This is a genomic window from Hymenobacter miniatus (genome assembly GCF_016427455.1).
In the GTDB taxonomy this organism is placed as follows: Bacteria; Bacteroidota; Bacteroidia; order Cytophagales; family Hymenobacteraceae; genus Hymenobacter; species Hymenobacter armeniacus.
Genome location: NZ_JAELXR010000005.1, coordinates 236,058 through 250,439, shown reverse-complemented (window position 1 = coordinate 250,439; position 14,382 = coordinate 236,058). Strand labels below are relative to the sequence as shown.

Genomic DNA, 14,382 nt, shown 5'->3' with positions numbered 1-14,382 from the left:
CAGGGGAGATGGGTTTCTATCAGCTGGTTAGGCAGCATCGGTGCGCGTCAGCAAATCATTGCCAGTGATTTCAATTACACTGCCTATTTTCACCCATCTATCATTCCTACTTCCATGAAAACAAACCTACTTACTTCGTTCGGGCTCACCTTGCGCTTGGGTGCGGGGCTGGCCCTGCTCTGCCCGTTGCCCGAAGCCGCCGCCCAACTACCCACGGCGCCCACCAAGGTGTGGGACCGGCGCTTTGGCGGCACTTCCACCACCTGCAGCGGGGAAGATGCCCTGTTTACCCTGGCCGCCACACCCGACGGGGGCTGCCTGCTGGGCGGGCGCTCCAGCTCCGACGCCGTGGGCGACGTGTCGCAGCCGAACTGGGCGTTTGGGGCCGATTTCTGGGCCGTGAAGGTAGATGCCCAGGGCAACAAGCAATGGGATGCCCGTTTTGGCGGCACCCAAATAGAAACCCTGCAAGCCATCTTGCCCACCGCCGACGGGGGCTACCTGCTCGGCGGCAGTTCAGATTCGGGGCAGGACGGCGACAAGTCGCAGCCCAGCCAGGGCGGCAACGACTTCTGGCTGGTGAAGGTGAACGCGCAGGGCGTCAAGCAATGGGACAAGCGGTACGGCGGGCCCGGCAGCGACTACCTCGCGGCCATCCAACCCACCCCCGACGGCGGCTACCTGCTCGGGGGCAGTTCGCAGTCGGGCAGCGGCGGCGATAAAACCGAAGCCAGCCGGGGCAGCAGTGACCTGTGGGTGGTGAAGATTGACGCGCAGGGCGCCAAGCTCTGGGACCACCGTTTTGGCGGCAGCGCCGAAGAATATTTTGCCGGCATGAAAGCCACGCCCGACGGAGGCTGCATTTTGGGCGGTTCCTCTCTCTCTGGGCTGGGCGGCGATAAATCGGAGCCAAGCCACGGGTCAGTGGATATTTGGCTGGTGAAGCTGGACGCCACCGGCACCAAACAATGGGACAAGGCCCTGGGCGGCGCGGGCTTCGATGGCCTCGGGGCCATTCAGGTGCTGCCGGGGGGCGGCTATCTGCTCGGTGGTAATTCGCAATCAGACATTGGCGACGACAAGTCGGAGCCCCACAAGGGCGGTGGCGATATGTGGCTGCTGCGGGTCGACGCCCAAGGCACCAAGCTATGGGACCGCACCTACGGCGGCGCAATGGGCGAAAGCATTACAAGCTTAGCGCTGATGCCCGACGGCGGCTACCTGCTGGCGGGCAGCTCCAGCTCCGGCGTGGGCGGCGACAAAACCGAGCCCAGCCAGGGCGACGGCGACTACTGGGCCGTGAAGACCGACGCAGCCGGCGTGAAGCAGTGGGACAAGCGTTTTGGCGGTACCCTCAACGATAACCTCCTCGCCATGCAACTGGCCGTGGGCGGCGATGTTTTGCTGGGGGGATTCACGGCCTCGCCCATTGGCGGCGACAAAACGCAAGGGTGCTGGGGCAACGTTGACTATTGGGTGGTGAAGATGACTGCGGGTGCGCCGCTGGCCACGCAGCCGGCCGTGGCCGCCCAGGTGGGGCTGTACCCCAACCCGGCCCGGCACCAGGTAATGGTGGGCTTGCCTGCCGCTTACGCCCAACAACCGGTGGCTGTCACCGTCCACAATGCCCTCGGCCAACTGCTGCGCCGTACCGCCCTCACGCCCACCGGCTCAGTGCCCCTGGATGGTCTTGCGCCGGGCGTATACGAGGTGCGCTTCGCTTTACGGGAGGGCGTCGTTTCCAAGAAGCTGGTGATAGAATAGCGTTTTGAGCTGAATAGTATTGCCCAACCTGCTGCCGGTTGCGCTGGCTATAACCAGAAGGCTTGTCCCGCTAATCGATACTCGTTTGGTGCCCTCCCAAGCGGTGATGTTATCTCGGTCTGCGGGCTTCGGCGATAAGCCGAGGGGAAGGTAAAACAGAACAAGCCCCAGCGGAGCGACACTCATTGCATGTCGCCCCGCTGGGGCTTGTTCTGCTATACGGCTACCTTGCTACACGCCCGCCAACTGCTGCCGCAGCATCGTGAGCAGCGACTGGGCCGCGTATTCCACGTTCAAGGCGCGGCCGCGGTCCAGTACGTATTCGCGGCTGATGGTGTGGGTGGCGTCGGCGTAGGCCAGGCACACGGTGCCTACCTTTTTGGTGGCCGTGGCGCCGGTGGGGCCGGCAATGCCGCTGGTGGCCACGGCCACGTCCACGCCCAAGCGGCGGCGGGCGCCCTCGGCCATCTCGCGCACGGTGGCTTCGCTCACGGCGCCGTATTGGGCCAGGGTTTCGGTTTTTACGCCCAGCTCTTCCTGCTTGATGTCATTATGGTACGCCACGATGGCGCCCCGGAAATACCCCGAGCTGCCCGACACGCTGGTGAGGCGCTGCGCTACGAGGCCGCCGGTGCAGCTTTCGGCCGTGCCCACGGTGAGGCCCTTGGCCAGTAGTAATTGGCCGATGGCGGCTTCAATGGTGGTTTCTTCCTCGGCAAAAATGTACTCGCCGATGCGCTCGCGCAGGGCGGGCAGCAAGGCCAGCATGCGGCCGCGCAGGTCGGGTTGGCCATCGGCGGTGCCGGTGAGGCGCAGGCGCACGGCCCCGAAGCTGGGCAGGTAGGCCAGCTTGATGTTGGCGGGCAGGGCATCTTCCCAATCGGCTATTTTCTGGGCCAGAAAGCTTTCGCCCAGGCCGGCCGTCATCACCACGACGTGCTCGATGGGGGCGAGGTGAAACTGGCTTTGCAGGCGCGGCAGCACGTGGTCGGTCATCAGGCGCTTCATCTCGAAGGGCACGCCGGGCATGCTCACAAACACGGTGCCCTGGTCGTTGAACCACATGCCAGGGGCCGTGCCCACGGCGTTGTGCAGCACTTCGCAGTTGGCCGGCACCAAGGCCTGCTGGCGGTTCACGTCGAGCATGGGGCGTTGGAAGCGCTGGAAAATTTCTTCCACGTGGCGCAGCGTGGGCTCGTGCAGCACCAGCTCGGAGCCGAAGTAGCGGGCCAGCACGTGCTTGGTGAGGTCGTCTTTGGTGGGGCCGAGGCCGCCGGTGATGAGCACCACCTGCGCCCGCCGCCGGGCTTGGTCGAGGGCCGTCACTATCTCGTCGGCGCGGTCCGATACCGACGAAATCTGCCGCACGCGCAGCCCTATTTTACCCAGCTCCTGGCCCATGAAGGCCGAATTGGTGTCGATGACCTGCCCGTATAGCAGCTCGTCGCCAATGGTCATGATTTCGACGTCGGGCGGCGCAGCGGGACTGGCGGAGGAAACCGAGGGGGCGAGGAGATGGTCGGGAGAGGGCATGGGTTTGTCGAAGAAAATAGGTTTGGCCGCAAAATTGTCTTCAATTTGCAAGCGCGACGGTCCAAGGACAGCCATAGGGGCTTTCCGGTTTTCCCGTTTCGTCAGTTTATTCCATGTTTACGCGCATTGCCGGTCCGTTGCTGGTAGCTGGTTTGCTGGTAGCGGCTACGCCCGCCGCTCAGGCCCAAACCAAAACCACTACCAAGAAGACCACCACCACCAAAACCACTACGCAAACCGCCGCCCAAAAGGCCGCCGCCGCCAAAGCCACTGCGGCCAAAGCGGCCGCTGCCAAAGCCGCCGCCGACAAGGCCGCCGCCGAGAAAGCAGCTGCCGCGGCCAAAGCCGCCGCAACCCCGCCGCCCGCGCCGCTCACCGAAGCCCAGGCCAGCGCCGGCGTCAAGGAAGCCCTCAACAAAGGCATCGTGAAGGCCGTGCAGTTTGCCTCGGAGCCCGACGGCTTCAACCTGAACGACGACATCCACATTCCCTTCCCGGAAGATGCCATTCTGATGAAAACGACCCTGAGCAAGTTTCCGGGCATGAACACGGTCATCGGCACCTTCGAAACCCAGCTCAACCGCGCCGCCGAGGCCGCCGCGCCCAAAGCCAAGGACATTTTCCTCAACGCCCTCTCCAACATCAGCATCACCGATGCTCTCACGCTGGTGACCAGCGGCTCGACCGATGCCGCCACGCAGTTCCTGCGCAAGTCGACGGAGGCCCAGCTCATTGCCGCCTTCAAGCCCGACATCACCGCCGCCATCGACCAAGTGGGCGCCGGCGCCGCCTACAGCAAAATGACCAGCCAGTACAACCGCATCCCGCTGATGACGCCCGTGCAAACCGACCTCTCGGCCTACACCACCCAGAAAGCCGTCGATGGCCTGTTCATCCTGCTGGCTCAGGAAGAAGCTAAAATTCGCAAGAACCCCGCCGCCCGCACTTCCGACATCCTCAAGCAGGTATTCGGGCGGAAGTAAGGCTCAGGCCCCGGCCCGCCAATCACCAAAAAGCCCCGGCTGGTTATCCAGCCGGGGCTTTTTGGTGATTGGCGGGCCGCGCAAAGCGGGTTCGTTTAGTAGTCGTCGCTGTCGAAGCTGCTGCCGCGGCGGCTGCCGCGCCCGCTGCTGTAGCCTTCGTCGTCGTCGTCATCGTCGTCGGCGAAGTCGTCATCGTCTTCATCGTCGAGGCTGGTGAAGCCGCCACGGTCCGAATTTTCGGCCCGCTCCGCCTCCACAAACTCTTCTTCGGTCATGTTGGCCAAGTCCAGGGCTTCATCGTGCGACGAGCCGGTGTCCGTCCACATCAGGTAATCAGCGTATTTGGCCGAAAGGCGGTCTTCGGAGTTGCCTAAAGCAGCGGCGCCGCCTTTTTTGGCGTAGGTGTCCAGGGAATCGTCGTCGTCGAGCAAGTCGTCGTCCAGGTCGTCGTCATCTATCATGGCCGGGGCGGTAAGTTGGTGAGGTGAAAAATTTGCCTGAGGTGGTCGCGAAGATACGGAGCAGGCCCATTTTCAGTTGGCCTCCGGCGCTACTTTATTGGGCAAAATAGTTGCCTTATAGCAGCCAGGGCCTGTTTTGCAACCACTTATTGTCTCACCCCGCTGGCCAGCAAAAGGCCGTGGCGGCTCAGGTGCCGCAGTTGAAATATTTGTCGTAGGCCGACTCCGGAATCAGGTTCAGCCGGCTCAGCACCTTGATGGGCAGGCGCAGCAGCTTCAGCAAGCTATAGCTGTTGGGGTAGTCGTGAAAGGTTTTCGGGGGGGCGGCCACTATCTGCTCGAATTCGGCCCGCGTCAGGCCGAGGCGCTTGATGCAAAGCGCAATCACGTTTTCGTCCTCAATTGCATTCACGTGCGAAATGCGGTCCAGGGCCACCTCGCGGCTCATCTGGCCCGAGCGCACCAGGGCGGAATAGTTGAACAGGCGCCGGTCGATGTTGAACTTGACGCGGTTGAGGTAATAAATCAGGCTCTGGTACAGGTCGTCGGCGTAGTGCGCGCCGGGGCTTTTCCAGCCCAGCTCATTCGTGATGATGTCGTCCACTTCGGTGCGCACGTAGTCGAGGTGGTAGAGCAGGGTCACGGTTTTGATGCGCCGCACAAACGCGTAGTAAAACATCTCCTTCAGGCCCAGGTTGAAGCCAGGGTCGGCGGGGCGCCACGGGCGCAGCGGCACCGTGCCAAACTGCTTATGCACCGCCCGCAGGTACTTGCCATCGAGGAAGTTCCAGCTCAGCGGGGCAATGCCTTCGGTGCGAAACGACTGCCCGATGACGAGGTGTTGCACGTTCTCCTTAGCCGCCACGCCGTAGAGGGCGGTGGCAATGCCCAGGTCGGTGCCCTCCTCCATGTCGGGCACAGAAGCTTTCAAAAACGCAATTTTGAGGTCTTTCGACTCGCGCCAGTCCGAGGTAATGGTGCGCAGCTCCACGCCCAAGCGCTGGCAGGCGCGCACCATGTTTTCGCCGGCCACGGGGTTGCCGAAGCCGTCGTTGAAATGCACCGCCAGGGGGCGCAGCTTGAGTTGCGTGACGCAATACCACAGGGTGTAGGTGCTGTCGCGGCCGCCGCTCACGCCCAGCACGCAGTCGTAGCGACGGCCGCGGCCGGCCCGACGCATTTCGTCGGCCAGGCGGCGCACGGTGCGCAGGCCCGCTTCGCCATTTGGAAAGGCCTGCTCCATGCGGTCGTGCACGTCGCAAAAAGAGCAGGTGCCGGCCTCGTTAAAGGTAATGCCCGGCACGGTGGTGTCCATCAGGCACCGGGTGCAGCGTTGGTGGTCGTCGCTGGGAAGGGCCGAAACGTACTGTTCGGCGGGATGTACCTGGGTAAGCAAGGGGCGGAGAGTAAAAGTGGGGGCTGCGTAAAAAAACGGGTGGGTGGCAGCCTATATGACCGGAAGAGAGCGAATTAGTCAAGTAGAAATAGGATAAGAGCGGGGTATCGGAGCCTAGTACGCAGAACACTCACGGCAGTTCGTCGAAGCGGTAGCCTTTGCGCTGGAGCATCAGGCCGATGTCGGTGCCGCGTTCGGGGCGGTGGGGACGGGCCAGGTCAGCCACGACCAACTGGCCGGCAAACTCGTTGAACGCACCCTGTGCCCGCACGCCGTTGGCGTCGACGGCCAGGGAGCAGCCCACGCTTTTTTTGCCCTCGTAGGGCCCGCCCACGATGTAGCCCACCGAGGTGGTGCTCACCACCACCACGTTGTAGAGCTTGGCCAGGATGGAAAACGGCTTCACCCATTTTTCCTGATAGGGGTCGTGCTCCTCGGTGATGGAGTAGTCCACCGTCCACGACGCCGGGGCAATGATAAACTCGGCGCCCATGCGGGCCAGCGTGTGCCCGATGGGCAGGCCGTCGAGGTAGTTGTCGGCGCACACGTTCACGCCGATTTTACCCAAGGGCGTGTCCACCACGTTCAGCGTCTGGCCCACGGCGTAGAACGGCTGCTCCACGGCCAGCAGGTTGATTTTGTGGTATTTGACGATGATTTCGCCCTGCGGGTTGATGAGAATGGCCGCGTTGTAGTTGCGGCCGTCGGGGGCACGCTCCGTGAGGCCGGCGCACACGTAGAGGCCGTGCTCGGCCGCAGCACGGCACAGCACGTCGCTGAAGGGGCCCGGAATGGGCTGGGCTTCGTAGAGGGCGCTGGGGTGCGTCCAGGCAAAGTCGAGGGTTTCGGGCAGTAGCACCAGGTCGCACTGCTGGGCCGCGGCCTGGGCAATCTGCTCCACGGCGCGGGCCAGGTTGCGGGCCGGCTCGCCGCCTTCTACCAGCAACTGGCCCATGCCCACTCGCACGGTGCCCAGCGCTGGTGCCGGCGGCTCGGGTGCCGGCGCAGCTACTGGTACCGATTTGCGAAAGGAGAAAAGCGCGGCCATAAGCGGAGCGGACACATCATTATTCGTGGAAAAGTAAGTAAGGTACAAAGTCGGAATTAAACTTTGTCGCTCAATTTATGTCGCCAAGCAAAGATAGAAAAGCGCCGAAGGGCAGAAATTAAAGCTGGGTTAAAACGGAATATTCGATAGTCATCTGATGTTCAGGGCTCCTTATTCTTAACGGTCAGGGGCTACTGCAAAGAAATAGGCGTAGCCAACCACTGCCGGGATAGGCTACTAAGCGGGCGCCCCGGGCACCATTCCCCAGCGCCCGCCTGGCGCTCTGGTGGCCCGGGTGCGCGGTGCCCCCGGTTCCAATGCCTATTTTTGCCTTTCTGCTTACTGCTTAATTCCTATGTCCCTCGCCACCACCTACTCGCCCACCGACGTTGAAGCCAAATGGTACCAGCGCTGGCAGGAGCAAGGTTTCTTCAAGGCTTCGCCAAACCCCAAGAAGGTCCCCTATACCGTTGTGATTCCGCCGCCCAACGTGACGGGCGTGCTCCACATGGGGCACATGCTGAACAACACCATTCAGGACGTGCTGGTGCGCCGTGCCCGCATGCAGGGCAAAGAAGCCTGCTGGGTGCCCGGCACCGACCACGCCAGCATCGCCACCGAAGCCAAGGTAGTGGCCTTGCTGAAAGAGCAGGGCATCAACAAAACCGACCTCACCCGCGAGCAATTCCTGGCCCACGCCTTCGAGTGGAAGGACAAGTACGGCGGCATCATCCTGGAGCAGCTCAAGCAGCTGGGCGCCTCCTGCGACTGGGACCGCACGCGCTTCACCATGGAGCCCGACCTGACCGAGGCCGTGCTGCGCGTGTTCGTCGACCTGTATAACAAAGGCCTGATTTACCGCGGCGTGCGCATGGTGAACTGGGACCCCGAGGGCCGCACGGCCATTTCCGACGAGGAGGTGATTGCCAAGGACGTGCAGGCCAAGATGTACTACCTCAATTACGCCGTGGTAGGGCAGGAGGGCCAGTTTCTAACCGTGGCCACGTCGCGGCCCGAAACCATCATGGCCGACGTGGCCGTGGCCGTGAACCCCAACGACCCGCGCTTTGCGCACCTGGCCGGCCAGAAAGTGCGCATCCCGCTGCTGGGCCGCGAAATCCCGGTAATTTTTGACGAGTACGTGTCGATGGATTTCGGCACGGGCGCGCTGAAAGTGACGCCGGCGCACGACCTGAACGACTACGAGCTGGGCGTGAAGCACAACCTGCCGGTTATCGACATCCTGGCCGACAACGGCACGCTGAACGAGAAGGCCGTGCTCTACGTGGGCCAAGACCGATTTGCCGTGCGCAAGCAGATTGCCAAAGACTTGCAGGAAGCCGGCTTGCTGGAAAAAATCGAGGAATATGCCAGCATCGTGCAGACGTCGGAGCGCACCAAGGCCGTGATTGAGCCCAAGCTCAGCCTGCAGTGGTTCTTGAAAATGGAGCACTTGGCCAAGCCCGCGCTGGAAGTGGTGGAGAACGACACCATCAAGCTGCACCCGCCCAAGTTCAAGAACATGTACCGGGCCTGGATGGAGAACGTGCACGACTGGTGCATCTCGCGCCAGCTCTGGTGGGGCCAGCAGATTCCGGCGTACTACCTGCCCAACGGCACGTTCGTGGTGGCCCTCACCGCCGAGGACGCCTTGCAGCAAGCCATTGCCCAAACCGGCCAGGCCGACCTGCAGCTGAGCGACCTGCGCCAAGACGAGGACGTGCTCGATACCTGGTTTTCGTCGTGGCTGTGGCCCATTTCAGTGTTCGACGGCTTCAAAGACCCCGACAACGCCGACATCAACTATTTCTACCCCACCAACGACTTGGTGACGGGGCCGGACATCCTGTTTTTCTGGGTGGCCCGCATGATTATGGCCGGGCTGGAATACCGCCAGGAAGTGCCTTTCAAAAACGTATACCTCACCGGCATTGTGCGCGACGCGCAAGGCCGCAAAATGAGCAAGCAGCTCGGCAACTCGCCCGACCCGCTCGACCTCATCGCCCAGTACGGCGCCGACGGCGTGCGCACCGGCATGCTGTTCTCGGCCCCGGCCGGCAACGACCTGCTGTTCGATACCAAGCTGGTGGAGCAAGGCCGCAACTTCTCCAACAAGCTCTGGAACGCCTTCCGCCTCGTGAAAGGCTGGGAAGCCGATGCCTCGCTGCCCTTCGCCAATGCCAAGCCGGTGGAGTGGTTCAACGCCAAGTTGCAGGCCGCCATCGTGGAGATGGACGACCATTTCGAGAAGTTCCGGATGAGCGACGCGCTGATGACCATCTACAAGCTGACCTGGGACGACTTCTGCGCCCAGTACCTGGAGATGGTGAAGCCCGCCTACCAGCACCCGGTCGACGCCGAAACCCTGCGCCACACCACGGCCTACCTCGAAACGCTGCTCAAGCTGCTGCACCCCTTCATGCCCTTCATCACCGAAGAGCTGTGGCACGAGCTGGCCGAGCGCGGCCCCCGCGACTACGTGACCGTGGCCCCCTGGCCCCGCGCCACTACCCCCGCCCACAGCGCCGAAACCCTGGCCAACATGGACAAGGCCCTGGCCATCGTGGCCGGCATCCGCTCGGTGCGCAACCAGAAAAACCTCGGCCCCAATAAGCCCCTCGCGCTGGTGGCCAAAACCGACGACCCGCAGCTGCTGGCCGACTACGACGGCATCATCCGCAAGCTGGGCAGCATTTCGGACGTGACGCTGGCCGACGCCGGCCCCGCCGCCTCGGTGAGCTTCGTGCTGGGCGGCAGCGAGTTCTTCATCCCGCTCGAAGGCCACATCGACCTGGCCGCCGAGCGCACCCGCCTTGAGAAAGAGCTGGAATACGCCCAGGGCTTCCGCGACTCGGTGCTGAAGAAGCTCGGCAACGAGAAATTCGCCCAGAACGCCAAGCCCGAAGTGCTGGAAAAAGAGCGCCAGAAGCTGGCCGACGCCGAAGCCAAAATTGCCGCCTTGGAGCAAGCGCTGAAAGGGTTGTAAAAAAGGATTGTCAGTAAAAAAGCCGCTTCCGAATCTCGGAAGCGGCTTTTTGCTTGTAGGAGAGTAAACGCCGAAATCATTCTGACGACAACTGTCGTTATATTTACGACAAGTGTCGCAACGCGGGGCTTTATCCGTTCCATTCTAGCTGCAATATCATGACCCCGTATGCTTTTGTTGATGTGTTGGGCGGCCCCTCGGTGGTGGGCGAGCCGATTGCCAGCGACTTGCAGCTGGTGGACGTGATTCAGCGGGGATTGCGGCGGCAGGCGCTCGACCACCTGGCGCGGCGCTCCCACTTGCCGCTGCCCGTGCTGGCGGCGGCCGTCGATTTATCGGTGCGCACGCTGCAACGCTACACGCCGGCCCAGCGCCTCAAGGCCGATGCCACCGACCGGCTGGTGCAGTTGGCCACGCTCTACGCCGAGGGCTTCGACTTGTTTGGGGAAGACAAATTCCGCCACTGGATGGAGTCATCGATTCCGGCCCTGGGCGGCCGCAAGCCCGTGGAGCTCATCAACACCACCGTGGGCATTCGGATGCTGCGCGACATCCTCGGGCGCATCGAGCACGGCGTTTTTGGGTAGGGCATGGAAGTATTCCGCCTGGCCCGCTACGCCCGCCGCCACGACCTGAGCGGCTACGGCGCCTACCTCTACGGTGGCCGCTGGAACCTGCCCGGCCTGGCCCTGCTCTACACCGCCGAGCAGCGCGCCATGGCCCTGCTCGAAACGCTGGTGCACCTGCCCGTAGAAGACCTGCCCGACGACATGTACCTGCTGACGCTGGACGTGCCCGACGACGCCAGCCGCGAGGCCCTCACGCCCGCCGACCTGCCGCCCGACTGGCAGCGCCTGTCCATGCCGCAGCCCACGGCCACCATCGGGCACCAGTGGCTGCAGTCGGGCCGCAGCCTGGCGTTGCAGGTGCCCTCCGCGGTGGTGCCGCAGGAGCGCAACCTGCTGCTCAACCCCGCGCACCCCGAGTTCATCCGCGTGCGGCTGCTCGACGCCCAGCCGTTTCACTTCGACGAGCGGCTCCGGAAATAGCGGCTGGGTTGTTATTGCGGAATGCCGCCCGGCTGCTTCTTCTGCAGCGGTGCCAACTGATTCTGCAGCTGAAAGGTTACTTTCTGGCAATCAGCAAAGCGCTGCTCCGATGCCTGTAGGGCTTTTTGGGTAGCATCGAGCTGTTGGTAGAGGTAGCCAATGAGGCCCAGTGCCAGTACCAAGGCGCCGAGGTAAATGATGTTCTTCATGAATGAGTAAAAAACTGTCATCCTGAGCACAGCGAAGGACCTTATCGCGCTGGAACATCCTGGCGTGATAAGGTCCTTCGCTGTGCTCAGGATGACAAATTAGGTGGCTTAAATCGCCGTGTTCGGGTCGAACTGCTCCAAGTAGTCGGCCACCCGGCGCACGAACATGCCGCCGAGCGAACCGTCGACCACGCGGTGGTCGTAGCTGTGGCTCAGGAACATGAAGTGACGAATGCCGATGAGGTCGCCCTGCGGCGTCTCAATCACGGCCGGCTTCTTCTTGATGGCGCCCACGGCCATGATGGCCACCTGCGGCTGCATGATGATGGGCGTGCCCATCACGTTGCCGAACGAACCCACGTTGCTCAGCGTGTAGGTGCCGCCTTCGAGGTCGGCGGGCGTGAGCTTGTTGATGCGGGCGCGGTTGGCCAGGTCGTTCACCTTCTTGGTCAGGCCGTTGAGGTTGAGTTGGTCGGCGTTGTGAATGACGGGCACAATCAGGTTGCCCGAGGGCAGGGCCACGGCCACACCAATGTTGATGTCGCGCTTCTTCACGATATAGTCGCCGTCCACCGACACGTTGATGTTCGGGAAGTCCTGAATGGCGCGGGCCACGGCCTGAATGAAGATGGGCGTGAAGGTGAGGTTTTCGCCCTCGCGCTTCTTATAGGCGTCCTTGTGCTTGTTGCGCCAGTTCACGATGTCCGTCACGTCGGCCTCTACGAAGCTGGTGACGTGCGGCGAAATGCGCTTCGAGTCCACCATGCGCTGCGCAATCATCTTGCGCATGCGGTCCATCTCAATCAGCTCCTGGCCGCCGCTCACGCTGGGCGCGGGTTTGGACGCGGCGGCGGGCGCCGCGGCCACGGGCGCGGCCGGCGGCTGCGGCGCCGACACGGCGGCCGGCGCAGGAGCGGCGGGCGCCGCAGCCGGTGCCGAAGCAGCCGCCGTAAACGACGGTTTGCCGGCGGCCACGTAGTCCAGAATGTCTTTCTTGGTCACGCGGCCTTCCTTGCCGGTGCCGGGCAGGTATTCGAGGTCGGTCATGCTCACGCCTTCTTCGCGGGCAATGCTCAGCACCAGGGGCGAAAGGAAGCGGCCGGGCTGGTGCTCGGCACCGGCGACGGACGCAGCCTGTTGGGCTGCCTGCGGGTCGTGGGGCTCGGGCAGGTACGGCACGGCAACTGCGGCGGCCTCGGCGTGCTGGCCGTTGCTGGAAGGAGCAGCGGCGGCAGGAGCAGCGGCCCCGGCGCTAGCGGCATCGGTTTCCACCACGGCAATGGGGGCGCCCACGGCCACTACTTGGCCTTCCTGCACCAGAATTTCCTGCAGCACCCCGGCGTGGATGGCCGGCACTTCGGTGTCCACTTTGTCGGTGGCCACTTCCAGCACCGATTCGTCCTGCTCAATCGTGTCGCCAACTTGTTTCAGCCATTTCAGGACGGTGCCTTCCATGATGGATTCGCCCATCTTGGGCATCGTCATTTCCACTCGTGCCATAGGTAAGGAGGAGTATTTTGGTAATAGGGTGGGGTGGGAGTTTAGAGCCGCAAAGGTAGCCAGAAAGCGCAACGCCTCCGGTGCGCACGGCACCGGAGGCGTTGGCGAACTTCAGCATCGCCCCACTGGCGGCTAAGCGCGAGCTAAGCGGCTGGCTGCCACTTCATCTCACGGTGATGGTGAACGTGTAGTAGCCGGTGGTCTGGCCCGGCGACGTCCCCGTTCGCTCGAAAGCTACCTTCAGCAACGCCTCCCGGCACAGCTCCTCTTGCCGTTTCGAGACGGAGCTGCTGACGGGCACCACGCTTTCAATGTGCCCGTTTTTATCCACCACAATCCGGAAGCGAACGGCCCCGGAAGCGTCATCGACGACTGCCGGCATCGGGGAACTGGCGAAGCGCCAGCCCGACGCTCGGTTCGCACTGTCCAGCAGCAATGCGCCTGGCCTTTGGCCAATGGGGGCATTATCAAGCGTGCGCGGTGCTCCGGCCGGTACCGCCGTTTGGGCCCGGGCCCCGTGCATAGAGGCAGCAAGCGCCATCAGAAGCAGAGCTTTCGTCATAAATTGAGCTGCAGAGCGCAAGTAGGTCCGCCATCAAGTAGAAAACAAACGGTGCTGCTGAAAGCCGGACAGGGCATCTGTGAGATTATGGCCGTGTAGTTGTAAGGTCTTGTGCCGTGTGGTGGAAATGCCGGCGCCGCAGTTTGCGCCGGACATCGCGCGGCAAGCCCCAGCCCTCGCCATAGAGCTTCAGCACTTCCGCTTCACGGGCCGGGCTGTAGCGTCCCATCTGCAGCAGGCCCACTGCAAAGGGCACCCCGCCCATCACGGCGGCCGACGCCACGTCGCTGCCATTGGGCTGCGGTGGCGCGTAAAGCGGATTGCCGACGGCTGCGCCGGCGGTGGTCGCCAGGCCCGTAGCCGCCCAGCCTTCGCCGCTGCCGCGTTTCTCCCGAAATAGCTTGTGCACGGCAAATACCGTGTCGCGTCCCTGGGCCGCCCCCGGCAAGCTTGTTGCCATAAGCAGGCCGAGCAGTACAAAACCACGTTTCATGTGCACAGTTGGGTTGGTAAACGGGCACTCGGTTGGCCGGAGGCTGTCTTATTCCGTCACGGTTATTCTCGGAATTCCAGTCTCGGCCAGGTCGCCATCCTTTTCGGCCGGCGCTGCCTGAAACTTCGAGAAACAAATGCGGCGGTTGGATGCGTATCGGCTGGCTGGGTCGTTGATGATAACTACGTGCCCAAAGGTGCCAAATTCCTTGCCCTCGTACAACAGCGTTTGCTTGACCCCCAAATCGGGCTTGTTGACCACGTCCACGTAGATGTTGCGCCCGCCTGCCGGCGCAGGTCTCGCATACAACACCGTGGTTTCGATGCTGCCAGTGCATTTATCGTCGCATCCCACCGCTAGGACCACCACTAGAGCAATAGAAAAACCCCGCAAAAGAG

General features: G+C 62.8%; 14 protein-coding genes. 5 read left to right on the top strand and 9 right to left on the bottom strand.

Features of this window, described 5'->3' with window-relative positions:
- Positions 1-114 precede the first annotated feature (114 nt).
- Complete coding sequence (locus JAO73_RS10040; protein ID WP_198976923.1) at positions 115-1,764, top strand: T9SS type A sorting domain-containing protein; 1,650 nt, start codon at positions 115-117, stop codon at positions 1,762-1,764.
- Positions 1,765-1,995: 231 nt separating this feature from the next.
- On the opposite strand, the gene JAO73_RS10035 is transcribed toward JAO73_RS10040, so the two are convergent.
- Positions 1,996-3,297, bottom strand: a complete 1,302-nt coding sequence (locus tag JAO73_RS10035) for a competence/damage-inducible protein A (RefSeq protein WP_198976922.1) — start codon at positions 3,295-3,297, stop codon at positions 1,996-1,998.
- 113 nt (positions 3,298-3,410) lie between these two features.
- On the opposite strand from JAO73_RS10035, the gene JAO73_RS10030 reads away from it, so the two are divergent.
- Positions 3,411-4,280, top strand: a complete 870-nt coding sequence (locus tag JAO73_RS10030) for a DUF4197 domain-containing protein (RefSeq protein ID WP_198976921.1) — start codon at positions 3,411-3,413, stop codon at positions 4,278-4,280.
- Positions 4,281-4,375: 95 nt separating this feature from the next.
- On the opposite strand, the gene JAO73_RS10025 is transcribed toward JAO73_RS10030, so the two are convergent.
- From JAO73_RS10025 to JAO73_RS10015, 3 genes are all read right to left on the bottom strand, one after another.
- Positions 4,376-4,741 carry a hypothetical protein gene (locus JAO73_RS10025; RefSeq protein WP_198976920.1) on the bottom strand — a complete coding sequence of 122 codons (366 nt, stop codon included), beginning with the start codon at positions 4,739-4,741 and terminating at the stop codon, positions 4,376-4,378.
- 187 nt (positions 4,742-4,928) lie between these two features.
- Positions 4,929-6,137 (bottom strand): N-acetyl sugar amidotransferase, encoded by a 1,209-nt coding sequence (locus JAO73_RS10020; protein WP_198976919.1) that lies wholly within the window; start codon positions 6,135-6,137, stop codon positions 4,929-4,931.
- Between the two features lie 130 nt (positions 6,138-6,267).
- On the bottom strand, positions 6,268-7,200 hold the full coding sequence (locus JAO73_RS10015; RefSeq protein ID WP_198976918.1) for a carbon-nitrogen hydrolase family protein: 933 nt from the start codon (positions 7,198-7,200) through the stop codon (positions 6,268-6,270).
- 340 nt (positions 7,201-7,540) lie between these two features.
- Here JAO73_RS10015 and JAO73_RS10010 point away from each other — a divergent pair, with 340 nt between their 5' ends.
- The 3 genes from JAO73_RS10010 (at position 7,541) to JAO73_RS10000 (ending at position 11,220) form a co-directional block, all read left to right on the top strand.
- Positions 7,541-10,171 carry a valine--tRNA ligase gene (locus tag JAO73_RS10010; protein WP_198976917.1) on the top strand — a complete coding sequence of 877 codons (2,631 nt, stop codon included), beginning with the start codon at positions 7,541-7,543 and terminating at the stop codon, positions 10,169-10,171.
- A 158-nt stretch (positions 10,172-10,329) separates the two neighbouring features.
- Entirely contained in the window at positions 10,330-10,758 is a 429-nt protein-coding gene (locus JAO73_RS10005; RefSeq protein ID WP_190922253.1) for an Xre family toxin-antitoxin system antitoxin, read from the top strand.
- Positions 10,759-10,761: 3 nt separating this feature from the next.
- Entirely contained in the window at positions 10,762-11,220 is a 459-nt protein-coding gene (locus JAO73_RS10000; protein ID WP_198976916.1) for an RES family NAD+ phosphorylase, read from the top strand.
- An 11-nt stretch (positions 11,221-11,231) separates the two neighbouring features.
- On the opposite strand, the gene JAO73_RS09995 is transcribed toward JAO73_RS10000, so the two are convergent.
- The 5 genes from JAO73_RS09995 to JAO73_RS09975 form a co-directional block, all read right to left on the bottom strand.
- Entirely contained in the window at positions 11,232-11,429 is a 198-nt protein-coding gene (locus tag JAO73_RS09995) for a hypothetical protein (protein ID WP_190922255.1), read from the bottom strand.
- A gap of 108 nt (positions 11,430-11,537) precedes the next feature.
- Positions 11,538-12,929 carry a dihydrolipoamide acetyltransferase family protein gene (locus tag JAO73_RS09990; protein ID WP_198976915.1) on the bottom strand — a complete coding sequence of 464 codons (1,392 nt, stop codon included), beginning with the start codon at positions 12,927-12,929 and terminating at the stop codon, positions 11,538-11,540.
- Between the two features lie 163 nt (positions 12,930-13,092).
- Entirely contained in the window at positions 13,093-13,311 is a 219-nt protein-coding gene (locus JAO73_RS09985; protein WP_198976914.1) for a hypothetical protein, read from the bottom strand.
- Positions 13,312-13,576: 265 nt separating this feature from the next.
- Positions 13,577-13,984: a hypothetical protein gene (locus JAO73_RS09980; protein ID WP_198976913.1), complete on the bottom strand. Its 408-nt coding sequence runs from the start codon at positions 13,982-13,984 to the stop codon at positions 13,577-13,579.
- A 48-nt stretch (positions 13,985-14,032) separates the two neighbouring features.
- Positions 14,033-14,353: a hypothetical protein gene (locus JAO73_RS09975; protein ID WP_198976912.1), complete on the bottom strand. Its 321-nt coding sequence runs from the start codon at positions 14,351-14,353 to the stop codon at positions 14,033-14,035.
- Positions 14,354-14,382 lie beyond the last annotated feature (29 nt).